Annotated in this window: 20 protein-coding genes; 9 read left to right on the top strand and 11 right to left on the bottom strand. The window is 65.1% G+C overall.

Annotated elements, in window-relative coordinates:
• Positions 1-50 precede the first annotated feature (50 nt).
• Complete coding sequence (gene mutS, locus P2T60_RS01315; protein ID WP_276280756.1) at positions 51-2,678, bottom strand: DNA mismatch repair protein MutS; 2,628 nt, start codon at positions 2,676-2,678, stop codon at positions 51-53.
• Here mutS and P2T60_RS01310 point away from each other — a divergent pair.
• Positions 2,677-2,862 (top strand): hypothetical protein, encoded by a 186-nt coding sequence (locus P2T60_RS01310; RefSeq protein ID WP_276280755.1) that lies wholly within the window; start codon positions 2,677-2,679, stop codon positions 2,860-2,862. The two genes, mutS and P2T60_RS01310, sit on opposite strands and share 2 nt — an antisense overlap.
• A 329-nt stretch (positions 2,863-3,191) precedes the next feature.
• Positions 3,192-3,557 (top strand): thioredoxin family protein, encoded by a 366-nt coding sequence (locus P2T60_RS01305; protein ID WP_276280754.1) that lies wholly within the window; start codon positions 3,192-3,194, stop codon positions 3,555-3,557.
• Positions 3,558-3,631: 74 nt separating this feature from the next.
• Here P2T60_RS01305 and P2T60_RS01300 read toward each other — a convergent pair whose 3' ends face one another.
• Positions 3,632-4,228, bottom strand: coding sequence for a nitroreductase/quinone reductase family protein (locus P2T60_RS01300; protein ID WP_276280753.1), 597 nt, complete (start codon positions 4,226-4,228; stop codon positions 3,632-3,634).
• Positions 4,229-4,370: 142 nt separating this feature from the next.
• Here P2T60_RS01300 and P2T60_RS01295 point away from each other — a divergent pair, with 142 nt between their 5' ends.
• Together P2T60_RS01295 and P2T60_RS01290 are read left to right on the top strand one after the other, a co-directional pair.
• Positions 4,371-5,009 carry a DsbA family oxidoreductase gene (locus tag P2T60_RS01295; RefSeq protein WP_276280752.1) on the top strand — a complete coding sequence of 213 codons (639 nt, stop codon included), beginning with the start codon at positions 4,371-4,373 and terminating at the stop codon, positions 5,007-5,009.
• A 144-nt stretch (positions 5,010-5,153) separates the two neighbouring features.
• Positions 5,154-5,969 carry a hypothetical protein gene (locus P2T60_RS01290; protein ID WP_276280751.1) on the top strand — a complete coding sequence of 272 codons (816 nt, stop codon included), beginning with the start codon at positions 5,154-5,156 and terminating at the stop codon, positions 5,967-5,969.
• Here P2T60_RS01290 and P2T60_RS01285 read toward each other — a convergent pair.
• Positions 5,966-6,250, bottom strand: coding sequence for a hypothetical protein (locus P2T60_RS01285; protein ID WP_276280750.1), 285 nt, complete (start codon positions 6,248-6,250; stop codon positions 5,966-5,968). The genes P2T60_RS01290 and P2T60_RS01285 overlap by 4 nt on opposite strands.
• A gap of 86 nt (positions 6,251-6,336) precedes the next feature.
• The gene (locus P2T60_RS01280) at positions 6,337-7,464 is read right to left on the bottom strand and encodes a hypothetical protein (RefSeq protein WP_276280749.1); all 1,128 of its coding nucleotides are present in this window, start codon (positions 7,462-7,464) and stop codon (positions 6,337-6,339) included.
• On the opposite strand from P2T60_RS01280, the gene P2T60_RS01275 reads away from it, so the two are divergent.
• Complete coding sequence (locus P2T60_RS01275) at positions 7,463-8,125, top strand: VIT1/CCC1 transporter family protein (protein WP_276280748.1); 663 nt, start codon at positions 7,463-7,465, stop codon at positions 8,123-8,125. The genes P2T60_RS01280 and P2T60_RS01275 overlap by 2 nt on opposite strands.
• A gap of 18 nt (positions 8,126-8,143) precedes the next feature.
• On the opposite strand, the gene P2T60_RS01270 is transcribed toward P2T60_RS01275, so the two are convergent.
• Positions 8,144-8,926, bottom strand: a complete 783-nt coding sequence (locus P2T60_RS01270; RefSeq protein WP_276280747.1) for an FAD-binding protein — start codon at positions 8,924-8,926, stop codon at positions 8,144-8,146.
• A gap of 161 nt (positions 8,927-9,087) precedes the next feature.
• Positions 9,088-10,398, bottom strand: a complete 1,311-nt coding sequence (locus P2T60_RS01265) for an alpha-amylase domain-containing protein (RefSeq protein WP_276280746.1) — start codon at positions 10,396-10,398, stop codon at positions 9,088-9,090.
• 143 nt (positions 10,399-10,541) lie between these two features.
• Here P2T60_RS01265 and gfo6 point away from each other — a divergent pair, with 143 nt between their 5' ends.
• A complete protein-coding gene (gfo6, locus tag P2T60_RS01260) occupies positions 10,542-11,615 on the top strand; it encodes a D-xylose 1-dehydrogenase Gfo6 (protein ID WP_276280745.1) in 1,074 nt (357 codons plus the stop codon).
• A 233-nt stretch (positions 11,616-11,848) separates the two neighbouring features.
• Here gfo6 and P2T60_RS01255 read toward each other — a convergent pair whose 3' ends face one another.
• Both P2T60_RS01255 and ubaA read right to left on the bottom strand, forming a co-directional pair.
• Complete coding sequence (locus tag P2T60_RS01255) at positions 11,849-12,418, bottom strand: DoxX family protein (RefSeq protein WP_276280744.1); 570 nt, start codon at positions 12,416-12,418, stop codon at positions 11,849-11,851.
• A 112-nt stretch (positions 12,419-12,530) separates the two neighbouring features.
• The gene (gene ubaA, locus P2T60_RS01250; protein ID WP_276280743.1) at positions 12,531-13,346 is read right to left on the bottom strand and encodes an SAMP-activating enzyme E1; all 816 of its coding nucleotides are present in this window, start codon (positions 13,344-13,346) and stop codon (positions 12,531-12,533) included.
• Between the two features lie 84 nt (positions 13,347-13,430).
• Between ubaA and P2T60_RS01245 the strand changes: the two genes are divergently transcribed.
• Entirely contained in the window at positions 13,431-14,318 is an 888-nt protein-coding gene (locus tag P2T60_RS01245) for a CPBP family intramembrane glutamic endopeptidase (protein ID WP_276280742.1), read from the top strand.
• 38 nt (positions 14,319-14,356) lie between these two features.
• Here the strand turns inward: P2T60_RS01245 and P2T60_RS01240 are convergent, their stop codons facing one another.
• Positions 14,357-14,947 carry a 50S ribosomal protein L15e gene (locus P2T60_RS01240; protein WP_276280741.1) on the bottom strand — a complete coding sequence of 197 codons (591 nt, stop codon included), beginning with the start codon at positions 14,945-14,947 and terminating at the stop codon, positions 14,357-14,359.
• A gap of 421 nt (positions 14,948-15,368) precedes the next feature.
• Here P2T60_RS01240 and P2T60_RS01235 point away from each other — a divergent pair, with 421 nt between their 5' ends.
• Positions 15,369-15,515 (top strand): DUF1328 family protein, encoded by a 147-nt coding sequence (locus P2T60_RS01235; RefSeq protein WP_382210422.1) that lies wholly within the window; start codon positions 15,369-15,371, stop codon positions 15,513-15,515.
• Between the two features lie 21 nt (positions 15,516-15,536).
• Here P2T60_RS01235 and P2T60_RS01230 read toward each other — a convergent pair whose 3' ends face one another.
• Complete coding sequence (locus tag P2T60_RS01230) at positions 15,537-16,442, bottom strand: hypothetical protein (RefSeq protein ID WP_276280739.1); 906 nt, start codon at positions 16,440-16,442, stop codon at positions 15,537-15,539.
• A 110-nt stretch (positions 16,443-16,552) separates the two neighbouring features.
• Positions 16,553-17,470 carry a serine/threonine-protein kinase RIO2 gene (locus P2T60_RS01225; protein ID WP_276282235.1) on the bottom strand — a complete coding sequence of 306 codons (918 nt, stop codon included), beginning with the start codon at positions 17,468-17,470 and terminating at the stop codon, positions 16,553-16,555.
• Positions 17,471-17,619: 149 nt separating this feature from the next.
• On the opposite strand from P2T60_RS01225, the gene P2T60_RS01220 reads away from it, so the two are divergent.
• Positions 17,620-17,829 carry a hypothetical protein gene (locus tag P2T60_RS01220; protein WP_276280738.1) on the top strand — a complete coding sequence of 70 codons (210 nt, stop codon included), beginning with the start codon at positions 17,620-17,622 and terminating at the stop codon, positions 17,827-17,829.
• Positions 17,830-17,968 lie beyond the last annotated feature (139 nt).

The following is a 17,968-nucleotide window of genomic DNA, read 5'->3' as shown; positions in this document are numbered from 1 at the left end:
GGGATATAATGCGACTCAAATACCTCTATTATTTATATCTCGGCTGATAATTACTCCACTTCGCGCTTCAACTCGGCCAACTCGTTCATCGCCTCCAGCGGCGTCATCGTCGCCACGTCAACTTCGCGGAGGCGCGCGGCGAGTTCGTCCTCGGGACCGTCCGCGATGGCCTGCGGCGGCGAGTCGGGTGCTGGCGAATCAGGTGCTGGCGAGTCGGACGCGGAGGACTCCGCGTCCGACTCGCCGACTTCCACGTCCGCGGACTCCGCCTCGGCCAACAGGTCGCGCGCTCGTTCGACAACCTCGTCGGGGACGCCCGCTTCGCGGGCGACCTGCACGCCGTAGGAGGCGGTGGCCGCGCCGCGGCGCACGTCGTGGTCGAAGACAACTTCCTCGTCGGTCCCCTCGGCCGCGAAGTGGAGGTTGAAGGCGTAGGGGAGGTCTTCTGCGGTCTCAGTGAGTTCGTGGTGGTGAGTGGCGAACAGCGTCAGCGCGCCAATCTCGTCGTGGACGAATTCGGTCACGGCGCGGGCGATGGCGAGACCGTCCGTGGTGCTGGTGCCCCGGCCAACCTCGTCCAGCAGGACTAGCGAGTCCCCAGTGGCGCTCTCCAGAATCGAGGCGAGTTCCGTCATCTCGACCATGAAGGTAGAGCGACCCCCGGCGATGTCGTCGCTCGCGCCGACGCGGGTGAAGATGCGGTCCACGGGGGCGATGCGGGCGCTGGCGGCCGGGACGAAGCTTCCGGTCTGTGCGAGGACCGTGATGAGCGCGACCTGCCGCATGTAGGTCGATTTCCCCGACATGTTCGGGCCGGTGACGACCGCGAAGGCGTCGTCGGGGTCCAGATGGGCGTCGTTGGGCACGAACGACTGCTGGGTGCGCTCGACGACCGGGTGGCGTCCGCCCTCGACGTGGATGCCCTCACCGCCGATTTCCGGGCGGGCGTAGTCCCGCGTGGCCGCGACTTCTCCGAGGGCGGCCAACACGTCGAGTTCCGCGAGCGCGTCCGCGACCGCCTGTACGCGCTCGGACTCGGCCGCGACCGTCGCGCGCACGTCGCGGAACAACTCGTGTTCGAGGTCGTCGGCACGGTTCTCCGCGCGCAGAATCTCGTCCTCGCGCTCCTTGAGTTCGGGCGTGTAGAACCGCTCGGAGTTCTTCAGCGTCTGTCTGCGGTTGTAGTCGTCGGGCACCGAATCGAGGTTGGGGTTCGTCACCTCGATGTAGTAGCCGTGGACCGAGTTGTGACCGACCTTCAGCGAGTCGATACCGGTCCGCTCGCGCTCTTTGGCTTCGAGGTCGTCTATCCACGCCTTGCCCTCGCGTTCGGTCTCGCGGAGTTCGTCGAGTTCGTCGTCGTAGCCCGGCCGAATCACGTCGCCCTCGGTGATTTCCCGCGAAGGGTCCTCCCGGATGGCCCGGCCCACGAGGTCACGAACGTCGGCGAGTTCGTCCAACTCCGCCCGGAGTTCGACCAGTTTCTCGGCCTCGAAGTCGGCGAGCGCGGTCTTCAGCTCGGGCACCACGTCGAGGGTGGCCTTCAGCGAGCGCAGGTCGCGGGCGTTGGCCCGGCCCCGCGAGATGCGGGCGATGAGACGCTCGATGTCGTACACGTCTCGGAGCAGGTTCCGGGCCTGCTCGCGGGCCTGCACGTCGTGGGTCCACGCTTCGACCGCATCGAGTCGGGCCTCGATTCGGTCGGGGTCGAGTAGGGGTCGGCGGAGCCAGTCTTTCAACTTCCGGCTTCCGAGCGCGCACGACGTTTCGTCCAGCACGCCCAGCAGGGTCACGTCGGCGTCGCCGTGGACCGTCCGGCGCTCGAACAGTTCGAGACTGGAGAGGGCCACCCGGTCCAACAGCATGTACTCGTGGGGTTCGTAGCGCGTGAGGTGATTGAGGTAGTCGAGGTGGTCGTTCTCTCCCCCGCGGGTGTACTCGGCGTAGGCGAGCAAGGCACCGCAGGCCCGGACTTCCGCGTCGGCCGCGAGCAGGGCGTCCGGCGACCCGAAGTACGCCTCGACTCGCTCGCGGGCCGCCTCGTAGTCGAACGCCGCGGCGTCGTAGGGCGAGACCATGCAGTCGGCGTCGAAGGGGTCGATGGCGGCGTCGGGTTCCGCGATGGCCTCCGCGGGGGCGAACCGACTCACCTCGTCGGCGACGGCCCCCTCGCGGCGGGCGCTGGTCGCGTAGAAGTCGCCGGTCGAAACGTCGAGGAAGGCGAGTCCGTAGCGGTCGGGGTCCTCGGTGAGGCAGGCGACGAAGTTGTTGTCGTCGGTGTCGAGCAGTTCGTCCTCGGTCAGCGTGCCGGGCGTGACGATGCGCGTGACCGCGCGGTCCACCACGCCCGAGGCCTCCTCGGGTTCCTGCACTTGGTCGGCGACCGCGACCCGGTAGCCAGCGTCGAGCAGGGTCTCGATGTACGACTCGGCGTTGTCGATGGGGATGCCAGCCATCGGGTAGGTGCCGGTCGAGTCCTCGCGCTGAGTCAGCGCGATTTCGAGCAGTCGGGCGGTGCGCTCGGCCGCCTCGCAGAAGGTCTCGTAGAAGTCGCCCACCTGAAACAGCACGAGCGAGTCGTCGTACTCGCCGCAGAGTTCGAAGTACTGACTCATCATCGGCGTCAGGTCGTCCTCGTTCTCGGCCATCTTCTCGGGTGGCCCCAGCGCCGCGTCCATGAGTGAAAGTAGAGGAACCGAAGCCAAAAATAGGAATCGGAAGGCGGCGAGGGGACGGTGGGCGTGGGTCGGGACGGCGACTGATTCGACCGCCCCGGAGTTCCGAGACCACGACTTCCCCATCCCGGCGCGTGCGGGCGCAACCGCGGAGCGTGTCGCGGCCGTCCGCGCGAGGGACGAGTAGCACAGGAAGGAGCGACCGTAGGGAGCGACGACCGAGGCTTGCGAGACGCGACGCGTCTCGCTGACCTGCGACCCTCGGTCGCAGGCAACGCAGGAGGTTGGGGAGGCGTGAGGCACGCGCTCGGTGGACCAGTCCACGAGTGTCCGGCCGGTGGAACTGGTCATCGGTTCAAGCAGTCGCTCGCTCTCACCCGAGTGCAACTACAGTTCGGACGCAGAACAGACAGAAGTACAGACACAGAGCTGACAGAAACACCAACTCCAGACCGACAACACACCAGAACACCGACGAGCAGAAGGGCTAACCGTCGCCGACGGCTACGACCGGGCATGACCGAGACCACCGACGACCCCGCGTTCTCCGACCGTTCCGATAAACCCGTCCACCTCGCCGACGCCGACGAGTTGGACGCCTTCGTCGCCGACCACGACCTCGCGCTCGTGGACTTCTACACGAAGGGGTGTTCGCTCTGTCAGGCCATCGAACCCGTGGTGGGCAACGTCGCCCGCGCGACCGACGCCGCTGTCGCGCTCTGCAACCCCCGCGACGACCCGCCGCTGGTCGAGCGGTTCGACGTGCGGAGCGTGCCGACACTGCTCCTGTTCGAGGACGGCGAACTCGTCGGCAGGATGGCCGAGGGCTTTCAGGGGACCGATGCAGTCGTGGAGTTCGTGGAGTCGGGCGGCGAGACGTAGCACGGTAGCGGATTCTTAGGGAAATATCTCTATTTTCTTTAGCAATATTTTTCTATTTTTAGCCTAACTCAATCTCACTCGTCCAACTCGATTTCGATGGCGACCATCCCCTCGACGCCCGCCGCCAGTCGCTCGTCGTCTGGCAGTCGCTCGCCTTCCACCCGCAAGCCAATCCGTCGGGCGCTCTCGACTCCTTGCTCTGCGACGAACCGCCGCACGTGTTCGGCGACTTCTTTCGGGTCCGCCGTCGCGTCGGCCACGCCCGACCGCTCTTCGCCGCGGAGGTAGACCCGCACCTGCTGACCCCCGCGGAGGTTCTTCCACCAGTCGCTCTGGGTGAACACGGTCAGGGCGTCGCCCTCCTGCCGATAGCCGACCGGCGTGGTGTACTCGTCGCCCGACTTGCGCCCGGTAAAGGTGAGTAGCATCAGCGAGTCGCTGACGAGTCCGTGGAGCGGCGACCGCAGGAGTCGCTCCATCACGGGGTTGATAACGTCGTAGGCCCAGTCGGGCGCTGGCGGTTCCGCAGGTGCGACTGGCGGTTGGCGGGCCGTCGAAGATTCGGCGGCGTCGGTCGCTCCCCGACCCCGGCGACGACGAACCGCGAGCGCGGCGATTCCCGCGAGTCCGAGGACTGCGAGCGCGGACTTCAATCGGTGATGTCGGGCCATAGGACAGATACGACCGCGAGGAGGTTCAAGTTTCCCCGGCCTGCACGACGCGGGTCGGAGTTCGGTTCGGCGCGACGAACCGAGTTGCGGAAATCCCGGCCGTCGGTGGGCCGCTTTTGAGTCTCCGGACCCAATCGAACCCATGAGCCAGCAATCGGCCGACGACGCGCTGACCGTCTACTCCGACTACGTATGCCCGTTCTGCTACCTCGGCAAGGCCGCGATGGACCAGTACCGCGAACGCGCCGACGACCCGCCGGAAGTCGAGTGGCGTTTCTACGACCTCAGAGGCTACAAACGCGACGAATCGGGCGACATCCGCGACGACGTAGACGACGGCAAGGACGACGACTACTTCGCGCAGGTCCGCGAGAACGTCGAACGCCTCAAGGAGCGCTTCGACGTGGAGATGACCCTCGACTTCTCGGAAGACGTGGACTCGTGGAACGCACAACAGGCCGCGCTCTTCGTCCGGAAGAGCGAAGACGAAGAGACCTTTCTGACCTTCCACGAGGCAGTCTTCGACGCGCTCTGGCAGGACGGCCGGGACGTTGGCGACCCCGACGTGCTGGCCGCGATTGCGGCGGACGCGGGTCTCGACCCCGACGAGGTTCGGGCCGCGACCGAAGACGAGGAACTCGCGGCCGACCTCCGCGAGCGGTTCGAGCAGGCCCAGCAAGCCGGTGTCTCGGGTATCCCGACGTTCGTCTACGAGGGCCACGCCGCGCGCGGCGCGATTCCGCCCGCGCAGTTCGAGCGACTGGTCGAAGGCGGGGAGTAGAAAGACAAAGCATAATTGGAGGTAGAAATTACCACAGGCCAAATGGCCGTTAGTCGAATATTCAATAAATTCACTCTATTCGATATTTTTGGCAATCTCATTCCGGGAACTATCGTACTGGCGGCCTTCGTCTCTATCTCTCCGATGGAAGACGTAACGAATATCGCGTCTGCGCCGCTCGGAACGCAGTTTTTACTCGGGATTATCGCTTTTTCTCTCGGACACGTAATCCAGCAACACGCATCCGAGGCCGCCGGTCAACGCGAGACGTTCAAGTACACGATACTCTCCGCCCGGTCGTACGACCAGTCTCCGTCCACCGAGTTAGAAGACTACGAAGGCAATCGAAAGCGTCTCTACCTCCCGTACTACGCTTGGAACGAGTACGTCACTACTCGACTCCGTAACTACGTCGGTCGTTCTCTCGTCGGTCGAATGGTCGTGTTTCCCGCCCGCCTCTACCGCTCGGTCGTCGAAGCGATACTACTGGTGAAAGTGAAAAAAGACGAACCGTTGCCGGACAATCGGTTAGCCAGTAAAGTCTGGATGATTTGCAAGAAGAAGTACCGACTAGACAAGAACTACGACAACTACGGCGACCTTCTCCACCTCATTTCGAGCGACTTGGAAAATCATGGAACGTCCCGCGCGTTGCGATTTCAGGCGATTCGGAACTTTCAACGCGGGATGTGGATTGCGTGTTTCTACGCTTCCGTTCTCTATTTTTGGGTAGCGTTTTCGGGCGTGTTACCGGCGTGGTTTTACCAACCCTTCTCTCTCGTCGGCATCAGACCGTGGACTCCCGCGATAATCGACATCTGGAGTCCCGTCTGGACGCTATCGGTGCTGACTGGACTCGTCTCGTACTCCTTCTGGGAACTCAAAGAGAAATACGAAGAGGAGTTTATCGAGTATCTCTTCACCGACTACGTTACGTCGCAATCCGAAGAGTTGAGTTAGGACTGGGCGACTGCCTGACTCGACTGCTTGCTCGGTTCATCGTCGATATTCGAGAAGTGCCACACGGTGTGACGTTTGTCTTGGCTTTTCAGGGTCGCTATGACTGTATCGCCCTCGTCTAACCCTTGGACTCGATTATCCAGTTCTCGGTCGTACTGGGCGTTCATCTCTACGGCCACGAGGAAACCGGAGCGTTGGGGGTGAAGGTCTTCGAGCCAAACGTCTCCCTGAGATTCGACTATTTCTTTCACCCTGTAGCGTGAAGTAACCTCGTGACTCATCGTACAATGCACTCTCTATTTGCGGGTATATGTTTGTTCCGGATACCAAAGCGAGAGAGCAACTTAGTGACGAATCGTCAACTACGTCACCGCGAGCGACTCCCCGACCGCACCAGATTCCCGGCCAACAGGCCGACGCTCACCACGAAGAACAGCGCGCCGACGGGCGAAGCGAGGTCCACGAACAACCAGTAGAGCGGCGCGGCCGCGGCCGGACCCACCGACACGACTGCCAACTCCGCGACGACCGGGCCACAGCAACAGCAGGCGTTCGGCGCGGCCACGGCCGCAGACCCGACAGTCGCCTCCGCACTGCCGCTCGCTTCCGGGTCGCTGGCGGCGTCGTTCGCGCGCCACTGGAAGGCGAGGAGCGCGGCGTTCAGGCCGACCAGCACCGCGACCAGACCCACGAGGAGCGCCATCCCGAGCGAGACGACGCCGCTGAGCGGCGTCGTGCCGAATGCGTCGTGGAAGTGGAACTCCACGGCGGGCCAGTAGACCAGCGGGTTCGTGACCTGCGCCGTCGTGACGAAACTCCGGGTCAGGTCCACGCCGCCGCCCGCCTCCGGCACGAAGGTCAGCATGCCCATCGAGAACATGAAAAACAGAGCGGCCACGACGCCCGTACCGGTCCCGAACCACCTGCTCGGCCGGTCGGCCAGCGCCCGCGCGAGCAGGTCCCTGCTGTCGCGCCAGACGACGTACCCGACCGTCGCGGGGACGGCCACGGCGAGCAGGTAGCCGACCGGGTTCGTCAGCGACCCCGGAACGAGGACGGGGTAGGCGACCCACAAGCCGAGCAACATCCCGAGCGCGGCGTACCGCGGTCGGTCGGGCCAGCGCATCCGACCGACGGCGAGGCTCCCGACCACGATTGCGAGACCGATACCGAGCGTCAGCGGACCGAACCACGCTCGCGCGATGGCGGGTTGGCTGGTCGCCAGCGTCTCGACCGGCGAGAGTTGGACCAGTCCGACCGCGCCGACTGCCGCCACGACGAGACCGGCGAACGTTCCCCCGAGCGCCGTCGTCGCGGTGGTTCGCCGCCGCGCGTACGCGCTCCCGACCGCGCCCACGACCCCGACGAGGAGGACCGCGAGCGCCAACCACTGGGGCATCGGCGGTGTCGCCTCGCCGCCGTGGGCCGAAGCGACCGGCACCGCCCCGAGCGCGGTCAGAAGCGTAGTTCCCCGCGCCACCGAACGAGTGTTCATGGCCGCGTATCGGGTTCGCGGCGATTTGTATCCGTTGCATCCGCCCGGCGTCGCCGACGGCGGAGTGAAACTCCCCGTCACCACGCTACGGACAGACTCTTTCACCGTCGGCGACGTAACCGAGGCCATGCTCGAAGTCCTGCTCGGCGACGACGCTCGCTCGTCGGGCGCGTACCTCGCGGAGTTCGTCTACGGCGCGAACGACGGCATCGTGACGACCTTCGCGGTCGTGGCCGGAGTCGCGGGCGCGTCGCTGTCGCCGTCCATCGTCCTCGTCCTCGGCGCGGCCAACCTCTTCGCCGACGGCTTCTCGATGGGGATGAGCAACTACCTGAGCAGGCAGTCCGAACTCGCATACCGGGAGAGTCAGGGCGACGACGCCGACCCCGACGGCAAGTCCCCCGCCAGCACCGCGCTGGCGACGTTCGTCGCGTTCGTCCTCGCGGGCGTGATGCCGCTGGTCCCTTACGCGTTCGGCATCCGGCCGCTGTTCCCGGCCGCGGTCGCAGTTACCGGCGTCACCTTCTTCGCCGTCGGCGCGAGCAGGAGTCTCGTGACCGCCCGCGGGTGGGTGCGAAGCGGCGCGGAGATGTTCGCCATCGGAATGCTCGCGGCCGTCGTCGCGTTCGTCGTCGGCGACCTGTTGGCGGGCGCGGCGTGATTGGGTGTCGGCCCGTCGCTATTCGTCGTCGCTCGCCACGCTCGGGTGCATCTCCGGGTCCTCGGCGCGCGGTTCGGCGAAGTACTCCCGCATCGCGGCCAGCGACTCGTCCTCGCGCGTTCGGCGCTCGTCGTCGTCGATTTCCTCGCATCCGGGCGGTACCTCCCGGCCGCGGCCGGTGAAGTACCCCTCGGGGGCCACCCAGTCGTGGTAGAACGGCCGGTCGTCGTCTTCGAGGAGCGTCACCGCCACCTCCGCGCCGTGCCCGGCGCTGACGACCGCTTGGTGGGGTTTCCCGGCGAGTCGGCCCGCCGCGTACAGGCCCTCGACGCCGGTCCGACCGCGCTCGTCGGTCGAGACGAACGACTTCCCGCGGTCGGTCAACTCCACGCCGTCGAGCGGTTCGAGGAAGTCGGTCGCGTTCTTCGTCGCGGCGACGACGTACCGAGAGAGGTAGCGCCCGCCCTCGTCGGTTTCGGTCACGAAGCCGTGGCCGTCTTCGGTCTCGTTCCCGTGGTCTGTCGCTTCGCCATCCTCGGGACGACGGACCGCCGTCACCTCGGTCTCGCGGAACTCGCATCCGGCGCGTTCGGCTTGGTCTCCCATCATCTCCAGTAGGAGTCGGGCGTCCACGCCCGACGGGAATCCGGGGTAGTTCTCCAGACTGGCGTTGCGCCGGAGAATCGACCCGCCAGCGTCCAGAATCGCCGTTTCGAGACCGTGGCGCGCGGCGTAGATGCCCGCAGAGCGCCCCGCGATGCCGCCGCCGACGACCACCACGTCGTACGTGTCGTGTGCCATGCGTCCCCCTCGGTGACGCTCCCAAATAGGGTACTCGGTACCGCGGCATTAGGGCGACCTATAATATCGGGAAAGAAAGAAAGAAGTGGCTCAAGCAACGGTAGAAGTTGCTGGTGCGTCCGGTCGAGCGGCGAAACCCTGCGACGACGGCGAACCGACGGCTACGGTGCGAGTGCGACGTAGCCCTCGGGCGGAATCGACAAATCGACGTAGCCGTTGCCGTCGGCGCGACTGTTCTGGTCGCCGGTGTAGTCGTTGAGGTCCTGATTGCGCCAACTGGTGTACGCGGTGCGGTTCTGCCAGCTCGTGGAGTTGTTGATGGCGACGAGGAGGTTGTTGTACCGCTCGAAGGCGTACACGTCCGAGTCGGTCACGCGGTCGTAGGCCGTGCCGCTGGCGAGGTTGTTGCGAATCCACAGGAGGTTCGCAATCGCGTCGTCGCTGACGCCGTAGTCCTCGCTGTAGACGCGCGGGTAGCCCTCGTAGGTGAGGATGAACGCGTGTGCGAGCAACGACTGGGCGGGGTCGGGGCTGTCGTGGTTGCCCGCGAACGTCAGGGCCGCGAACGGGTCGCGGTTGACGAACCCGGCACCGGCCAGCGCGCTCATGTCGCCGCCGGGACCGTAGAACACCTGATACTTCATCACGTTGTAGAGTCTGTAGTCGGTGACGGACATGCCGGTGTCAGCGTACCCTTGCAGGTAGTCGAGCTTCGACTTGCCGTCGTAGGATTCGGGGATGACCTCGCCGACGGTGTAGATGTCGCTGGCCCACTGGTTGGCGTAGTCGGCGAAGAACGATTCGGGGACGTGTTTGGCGGCGTCCCAGCGGATGCCGTCCACGCCGATGTTGCGGTACTTGTCCACGTACTTCTTGAGTTCACTCCGGACGTACGACGACTCCTGTTTCAGGTCGCGCAGGCCGACGAGCCAACACCCCTCGACGGAGTAGTCGCTGGAGTAGTCGATGTCGCACTCGGGGTGGAAGTCGTCACTGTCGAACTGGGGCAGGTCGTCCAACGTCACCTTCCGGTCGAACGTGTCGCCGCCAGCGGCCATGTGATTGATGACCGCATCGGCGATGACCTCAAGGCCTTGGTTGTGAGCCTCGTCCACCATGGACCGGTACTCCGCTTCGGTCCCGAACTCGCTGTCGAAGTCCAGCAGGTCGATGGGTTGGTAGCCCAGCGGCGGGTCGTACTTCTCGCCGGTGTACTCGCGCTCGTACTTGTAGACCCGACTGAACTGCGCGGGGGGAACCTGAATCGCGTCGTAGCCTTGGTTCGCAATCGTCGAGAGGTCGCTCTCGATGGTGGACCAGTCGGTGTGGTAGTACTGGTACACCGCGCCCGAACCGAGTGCCGCCGCGTTGCCGGTGAGGAACTGCGCGCCCGCGGCGGCCGCGCCGAGTCCGCCGATTCCTTTCAACACGTTGCGCCGTGAGAGACTGTCTCCCTTGGTCTTTCTCGCCATCCATCCCTGAATGTGTGATGAAATAGTATAACATTATCTCACGCTCGATTAAGTTTTCATATAGTACTAGTATAATTTTATATATTTTCTGTGGTGTTCGACCGCGCCGAAAGTTACGTCCGGATGGGCGTCGAGCGTTCGCTATGGACGACGCCCTCTCGGAGTTCGGACGCCGCGACTGGGAGACCGAGACCGACCTCGAATCAGTTCGGTTCGCCATGGTCGGACTGGGATGGTGGACCCGCGAGGAAGCTATCCCCGCGACCGAACAGAGCGACCGGTGCGAGACGACGGTGGTCGTCAGCGGCCACCACGACAAGGCCGAGGACGTGGCCGAAATCGCCGACGACACCGCGACGGCCATCACCTACGACGAGTTCCACGACGGCGCGGCCACCGACGAGTACGACGCCGTCTACGTCGCCACCCCGAACGCCAAGCACCTCGAATTCGCGGAGTCGGCCGCCGAGTTCGGAAAGGCGGTCCTCTGCGAGAAACCGATGGAGGCGACCCCCGAGCGCGCCCGCCGGATGGTCGAGACCTGCGAGGACGCCGACGTGACGCTGATGGTCGCCTACCGGATGCAGACCGAACCCGCGGTCCGCCGGGCGCGCGAACTCGTCCGCGAAGGAGCCATCGGCGACCCGATGGTGGTCCACGGGAGCATGTCCCAAGACCTGCTGGAGATGATTCCGAATCCCGACCAGTGGCGTCTGAATCCCGACCTCTCGGGTCCCGGAACCTCGGTGATGGACCTCGGCATCTACCCGCTGAACACCGCCCGGTTCGTCCTCGACGCCGACCCGACGGCGGTCTCGTCGTTCGCTCGCTCGACCGGCGACGCGTTTTCGGACGTGCCCGACGAGGTGGCGACCTTCCAAGTCGAGTTCGACGACGGCACGCTGGCGGCGTGTTCGGCGAGCCAGAACGCCTCCCAGTCCAGCCACCTCAAAGTCGTCGGCACCGAGGGCGAGGTGAGCGTCGAACCCGCGTTCTTCGACCGCCAGAACCGGAAGTTCGCGCTCGAAGTCGACGGGAACCGGATGAGCCTCGACTACAAGCAGGTTGACCAGATGCTCGAAGAGTTCGACTACTTCGCCCACCAACTCCGAACCGACGGCGACATCTACCCCGACGGCCGTCACGGACTCGCGGACATCGAGGCGATGGCCGCCATCTACGAGAGCGCCGACGAGGGGTCGGTCATGGAGTTGTAGGTCTCCGGGCTTATCGCCGTCTCCCACGCGAGGGTTTGCCGCCATCGGCGTGATATTCTGACTGTGACTGTTCTCGCAGGAGTCGGGACGTACAGCGTCACGGAGTATCGAGGAAAACCGACAGACGCCGAACGCGCTCGAATCTATCGGGCGTAGTTGGAAGACACCGTCATCGAGTCGGCCCGTCGCAAGCACCGTGAACAGGACGAGTAACTACCGCGATAAAAAAGCGTTCAGCCGAGGACGTAGCGCAGTTTCGGGTACTTCTCGACCAGCGTCTCGCCGCCGAGGTCGTACTGCTCCACGATGGCGTCCAGTCCGAGGATGCGGCCCGCGCCGAACGCCGCGACTGCGAGGAAGACGAGCATGTACGCGAAGTCCCCGTTGATGAAGCCGTGTGCGACATCCCAGTTGCTGAAGTAGAACATCAGCATCATGAACGCGCCGAAGAACGCCGCGAGGCGGGTCAGGATGCCCGCGAGCAGGGCGAGTCCGATGAGGAGTTCGCCCCACGGCACGGCGACGCTGAGGAAGTCAGCGAACCACGGCGTGCTTCCCATCCAGTGGAACAGGCCGAGTAGCGGACTCTCGGCCGGGACCGCGTTCATCAGGTAGCCAGTCGCACTGAACGGTTCGGCCGCCGTAATCTTCGTCCATCCGGAGTAGAGGAAGGCGTAGCCCATCATGAGACGCAACGCGAGGACGAACCACGCGCTCAGACTGTGGGCCTTCCCGTGGACCGTGACGCCGCCAATCGTACTCTCGAACTCGTTCGCTCGGGTGTTGATTTCGTTAGTTGCCATCGGAGTTCACCTTACAGTTGGACAGACGCACCGATAGGGTATATAAATAGAGCGTGGTTCCCAGTTCCGTAGAATGGTGAATCTCGCGCCGAACGTGTTCGGTCCGGAGTCGTCAGTCGGCGTTCACCGGACAGGAGTCCTCGGCGTACTCGACTTCGGCCAGCGAGTCGATGGGATTGTCGCCGCAGACTGGACAGTCGGGATTCCGTCGGAACTCGACTTCCTCGAAGGACATCGCCATCGCGTCGTAGAACACCATCCGACCGTCGAGCAACTCGCCCGCGCCGAGCAGGTACTTCACCGTCTCGGTGGCCTGAATGCATCCGACCGTCCCCGGCAGGACGCCCAGCACGCCGGTACTCGCGCAGTCTGCGACCATCCCCTCCGGCGGCGCTTCGGGGAACAGACACCGATAACACGGCCCCTCCGTGGTGAAGGTCGTGACCTGCCCCTCGAACTTGTAAATCGCGCCGTGGGAAAAGGGCGTCCCCGAGAGCGTGCAGGCGTCGTTGACGAGGTAGCGCGTCCGGAAATTGTCGGTCGCGTCCACCACGAAGTCGTAGTCCGCGATGAGGTCCTCCACGTTGTCGGGTTCGACGCGAATCTGGTGGGTTCGCACGTCCACGTCCGGGTTGAGGTCCGCGACGTACTCGGCCGCCGACTCGACTTTGGGTCGGCCCACGTCGTCGTTTCCGTGGATAATCTGGCGCTGGAGGTTGCTCAACTCCACGTCGTCGTCGTCGGCGATGCCCAACTCCCCGACGCCCGCAGCCGCGAGGTACTGGACGACCGGCGAACCGAGACCGCCCGCGCCGACGACCAGCACCGCGGCGTCGAGTAGCGACTGCTGGCCCTCGGGTCCCACCTCGTCCATGATGATGTGCCGCGAGTAGCGGTCGAGTTGGGTCGGGTCGAGCGAGAGACTCATGGCCGGAGGTTGGACGCTTTCGGGTATAAATCCGCGGTCGAACGACCGACGACGTTTTGGGGCCTCCCGGCGTCGGACGACGACGTGTCTCCGACCGACGAGACGGCGACCTCCGAACGCTCGTCGTCCGACCGTCCATCCGCCGAACGCTCGCCCGCCGAACACTCTGCCGACGCTTCCCTGCCGAAGCGATTCGCCGCGCTGTTCGCCCTCGGGATGGTCGGGGTCGTCGCCGTCGGCGTCGTGACCGCGACCGGCGAGGGAGGCGTTCCGGGTCTCCCGGCGGCGTCCGCGCCCGAGCTAGCACTACTGGTGACGATTCAGCCGACGATTCTGCTCGCGGTCGCTACCCTCGTCGGGGTCCTGCTCGCGCCGCGAGTGGGCCTCCGGTCGCACGTCGAGGCGCGCGTCCGCGGTGGACCGCCGGTTTCGACCGCGCTCCGGCCCGAACTCCGCCGGGCGGTCGGAGTGGGTGCGGCGGCCTTCTTCGCCACGATTGCGCTCGACGCCCTCTTCGCGCCCTTCACCGCCGCCGACCTCGCGGCCGCCACGCCCGCGCCCGACGCCGGGACGCTCTCGGCGCTCCTCGCCAGCCTCCCGGTCCGACTGCTCTACGGGGGCGTCACCGAGGAAATCCTGTTGCGCTGGGGTCTGCTGACGCTGTTCGCGTGGACAATCCACGCCGTGCGCGCTCGCGTCGGCGACGAGCGCGCGACGCTCGCGCGCTCGTCCGCGTGGACGGCCATCCTGCTGTCGGCGGTGCTGTTCGGCGTCGGCCACCTGCCCGCGCTGGCGACGGTCACAGAGCCGACGACTGAGCTGGTCGTCCGGACCGTGGCGCTCAACGCCGTCGCGGGAATCGGGTTCGGGTGGCTCTACTGGCGCGACAGTCTGGAGGCCGCGATGGTGTCGCACGCCACGTTCCACGTCGTGCTGGTCGGCCTGTCGGCTCTGGCAGTGGTCGTCGGATAAAAAATCGAGTTCGGTCGGGCGCGGAGCGTGCAGTCCGCTTACTTCGCGCGACCCTGACCGCCGTTGTTGCTCGGGCGGTTGTGTTCGCTACCCTTCCCCTTCTGCTGGAGACCCCGGTTGCTCTGACCGGCGCTGGTCAGGCCGCGGAAGGCCCGGCCCTTGTGGGAGTCGTCGCAAATCCAGTTGAGGTCGTCGTCGTTCTCGATGGCCGGATGCTCGGGGTCGAGCAGAATCGTCTCGAACCACTTCTGACTGCCGTCCTCGCCGACCCAGTAGGAGTTCAGCACGCGCAGGTTCTTGAACTTCCGACTCGAACGCTCCTCGGCGATGCGCTGGAGGTTCTTGCGTCGGTAGATGCGGTTGACACCCTGTCGCTTGGTGCGTCGGCCAGCGGTGAACCGCTGTTTGCGGGCCGACCCCTTGCGGACGCTGACGCGGGCGACGACGACGCCCTGCTTTGCCTTGTAGCCCAGTTCACGGGCCTTGTCGAGGCGGGTCGGGCGTTCGATGCGCTCGATAGCGCCTTGGTCGCGCCAGTCCTGCTTTCGTTGCCACTGGAGTTCGGCGAGGTCGCCGTCGTCCGGGTCTTTCCACGCTTCCTTGATGTGGGAGTAGAAGCTTTTTGCCATGGTTATCACCACGGGCGTTGGGTGGTTCAGCCCGCGAGACGCGTCGCGTCTCGCGGGCCACATTCCGTCCTGCGGCCGCGCGCGAGGGTGCGCGACGCGAAGCGCCGCGAGTTGGGGCGGTGAAACCGCGAGCAGTCCCGCGCGGCCCACAGGTGCCCGCTGGTGCCCGTCTGCCAGCGAGTTAGGCCGAATTTCACGTCGTTCGGGTTTAAGGCCTTCGTCTTCGGACTCCGTTCCGTGCGACCGATTTCGGTTGCAAACCGTTCCATACGTCCCGTTCTGGGCGTATCTGACGCTCGACCGGTTAGTCGCCGGATAACAAAGAGCCTCGACGCGCTACGGCCGAGCATGGCACACGAGAGACTCGACGCACGGTTCGGCGCACGACAGACGCGACTCGCGGGGGGTCGATAGCGTGGCAATCCTCGAACTCGCCATCGCGTTCGCCGTCCTCGCAATCATCGCGGGAGCGCTCGGAGCGGGCGGCGTCGCGGGCCTGTCGATGGACATCGCGAAGTGGCTGGTAATCGCGTTCCTCGTACTCGCGGTGGTCTCGCTCGTGTTGTGACGGCCGGTCAGTCCGGGACCGTCAGTAGACGACACCGAACAGGCCGTTCGACGATTCGTCGTCGGAGTAGCCGGTTCCGTTGTACACGTCCACGTTGTCGGTCAGGTAGTAGCCGTCGTCGATGTTGCTGTCCCACACGTCGAGGAACTTCCGGCGCGAGTCGGCGAAGTCCCAGTCGCTGTAGCAGTGACACTCGGGGTCGTGGTGGGCCTGACAGACGACGGCGTAGTCGTCGCTCTCGTCCGTCGGTAGATTGTACAGTCGGCCGTGCCACTGCGAGGACAGTCCCGTGGGTTTCGAGGCGTGAACGTCCTGTTTCTTCATCGTCGTGCCGTTGTCGAGGAGGACGTAACGGTCCCCGGCGAACCCTTCCCAGTAGCCGTTCCAGTCGGCCTGATTGTACATCTTCGAGTCCACTTCGCCCGCGTCCATGCCGAGGTAGCGCCGCCACCCGACGTTGATGGGGCCGGTGCGGACGAGTTGGTCGCCGTCCTTGTAGACGTACAGCGGTCCGTAGTAGTACGGTTGGCTGTCGGTGCTGACGCCGGAGGTAGACACGTCGTCGGACTGCAACCGCTCGCGTTCCGCTCGTTCGGCCGCGGCGTGTTCTTCGGGAGCGCCCACGACGACGGTCTCCCGGTAGGTCCGCGTGAACGCGCGGTCGGGGTTCTTGTGCTTGCCCGGAACCGCCTTCCGGGGGACTCGTTCGGTCTCGAACGAGACCGCTTCGTCGCCGTACCGACCCACGAGGTCCGAACTCACGAACTGGTCTTCGTGTCGGTAGGTGTCGCCGTCCGGGACGAACCGGTGGATGCGCCGTCCGGTCGCGGTTATCGGACCTTCGCCGGTTGCGGCCGCCGCGCCCGCGCCGACGACTGCCGTCCCGAAGACGGCCGCGGTCGTCTGGAGGAATCGCCGTCTGTTCACACCTGCGCCGTTATCTTTCACCGATATTCACCTGTATTTTACAGGCTTCTGACGTGACTAAATAATTACGGTTGCGGCGAACGAACGCCAGCGACCCGGCGAGAGAAGCGTTATTCTCCGGACCCGTACTCGCGGACCGTCTCGAACTCCCCGGCGGCGAGGGCCGAGGCGAGTGCCGCGGTGTCAACGTCGTCGGGGACGAGTCGGGGGTACTTCCGGCGGAAGTAGCCGACCACGTTGTCCACGTCGCGTTCGAGGAACTCGTCGGCGTTCTCGTGGTCGGTCGGGGTGGCTTGGGGCCAGTCGAAGATGGTGATGCCCTCGGTGTTGACGAAGACGTTGTACTCGCTCATGTCGGCGTGGACGTAGCCCTTCTCGTAGGCGTCGCCCATCTCGGCGAGAATCAGGTCGAGGATGGGCACCACCTGCTCGTCTTCGAGTTTGGTCCGCGAGAGTTCCACGCCGTCTATCTTCTCCATCACGATGGCGTGACGGTTGTGGTCTATCGGCCGGGGCACCTTCACGTCGGGGTAGAGGGCTTCGAGGGCGTCGTACTCGCGCTCGGCGGCTTTCCGGGCGGTGTAGAACCACGAGACGTGTTCGCGGTCCGAGGTGTAATCGCGCTCTTTCATCACCTCGCGGAAGTTGGTGTAGCCCTCGCGGTGGTACTTCAGCGCCAGCGGTTTGTACGATTGGACCTCGTACACGTCGCTCTCCTTGCCGACGCCGAGGGGCGCGCCGAACCCCTCGATGGACTCGCGTTCCGCGAAGGTGTGCAGCGCCAGCGCGTCGTAGCCCTCGAACTTGAGTCGGTAGCCCTCGTACTGTATCGTCTTGCGTTCGATGAGTTCCCGGTCGAGACATCTGTCGAGCCGGTAATCGACCTCTTCGGGAGTTAGCCGCGAGAACTCGGGAATCTTCTCGCGGGCGACCCACTCCGAGAAGCGCATCCCTTGCTCTACGCCCGACAGCAAGTGGAAGTCCTCGGCTTCCAACTCGGCCAGCATGCCCGCGACGTTCTGGACCATCACCGCCACGTAGACGCCCGCCGGATAAAAGCCCCGCGGGACGCCGACCGGCGCGACGACGCTGGTAGGTGCCGGATTCCACACTTCGGTATCGGGGCCAGATACGCTCGGCAGGTAGTTGTAAACCAACAAAAGCGATACAAAATGTGGTGTTCGGGGCGGACCGGGGTTTTCGGTCGGTGTTGCCGACGGCGATGCTCGGCGTCCACCATCGACTCGAACAGCGGTTCCGGTACGACCGCGCCCGGACTCCGAAGTTCGGCGCGGCGGGCACGAGTCGTCAGATGTTCAACGACGTGTCGCTGAACCGGCCGGGCGGCGGTGGCGGCGGGCGCGGTAGCGGTGGCGGCGGAAACTGACTCGGGCCGAAACCGGAGGACCGCCCTCGCCGCTCTCTCGAACGCGACAGAAAGGTACTTCTGTCCGCTTTCACCGTCTGAGCGCAACCGCACGTTGTGACCGCGCGGCCGTGGGATAGGTGTGCATAACTGTCGGACG

The sequence above is a fragment of the Halorussus caseinilyticus genome, from assembly GCF_029338395.1.
GTDB lineage: Archaea > Halobacteriota > Halobacteria > Halobacteriales > Haladaptataceae > Halorussus > Halorussus caseinilyticus.
This window is presented reverse-complemented; position numbering and strand designations above follow the sequence as displayed.

Excerpts from the sequence above, each read along its gene's own strand:
- P2T60_RS01310 (WP_276280755.1), top strand. The coding sequence starts at position 2,677 with ATGAGTGAAAGTAGAGGAACCGAAGCCAAAAATAGGAATCGGAAGGCG.
- mutS (WP_276280756.1), bottom strand. The coding sequence starts at position 2,678 with ATGGACGCGGCGCTGGGGCCACCCGAGAAGATGGCCGAGAACGAGGAC.
- P2T60_RS01305 (WP_276280754.1), top strand. The coding sequence starts at position 3,192 with ATGACCGAGACCACCGACGACCCCGCGTTCTCCGACCGTTCCGATAAA.
- P2T60_RS01300 (WP_276280753.1), bottom strand. The coding sequence starts at position 4,228 with ATGGCCCGACATCACCGATTGAAGTCCGCGCTCGCAGTCCTCGGACTC.
- P2T60_RS01295 (WP_276280752.1), top strand. The coding sequence starts at position 4,371 with ATGAGCCAGCAATCGGCCGACGACGCGCTGACCGTCTACTCCGACTAC.
- P2T60_RS01290 (WP_276280751.1), top strand. The coding sequence starts at position 5,154 with ATGGAAGACGTAACGAATATCGCGTCTGCGCCGCTCGGAACGCAGTTT.
- P2T60_RS01285 (WP_276280750.1), bottom strand. The coding sequence starts at position 6,250 with ATGAGTCACGAGGTTACTTCACGCTACAGGGTGAAAGAAATAGTCGAA.
- P2T60_RS01275 (WP_276280748.1), top strand. The coding sequence starts at position 7,463 with ATGGCCGCGTATCGGGTTCGCGGCGATTTGTATCCGTTGCATCCGCCC.
- P2T60_RS01280 (WP_276280749.1), bottom strand. The coding sequence starts at position 7,464 with ATGAACACTCGTTCGGTGGCGCGGGGAACTACGCTTCTGACCGCGCTC.
- P2T60_RS01270 (WP_276280747.1), bottom strand. The coding sequence starts at position 8,926 with ATGGCACACGACACGTACGACGTGGTGGTCGTCGGCGGCGGCATCGCG.
- P2T60_RS01265 (WP_276280746.1), bottom strand. The coding sequence starts at position 10,398 with ATGGCGAGAAAGACCAAGGGAGACAGTCTCTCACGGCGCAACGTGTTG.
- gfo6 (WP_276280745.1), top strand. The coding sequence starts at position 10,542 with ATGGACGACGCCCTCTCGGAGTTCGGACGCCGCGACTGGGAGACCGAG.
- P2T60_RS01255 (WP_276280744.1), bottom strand. The coding sequence starts at position 12,418 with ATGGCAACTAACGAAATCAACACCCGAGCGAACGAGTTCGAGAGTACG.
- ubaA (WP_276280743.1), bottom strand. The coding sequence starts at position 13,346 with ATGAGTCTCTCGCTCGACCCGACCCAACTCGACCGCTACTCGCGGCAC.
- P2T60_RS01240 (WP_276280741.1), bottom strand. The coding sequence starts at position 14,947 with ATGGCAAAAAGCTTCTACTCCCACATCAAGGAAGCGTGGAAAGACCCG.
- P2T60_RS01225 (WP_276282235.1), bottom strand. The coding sequence starts at position 17,470 with ATGGTCCAGAACGTCGCGGGCATGCTGGCCGAGTTGGAAGCCGAGGAC.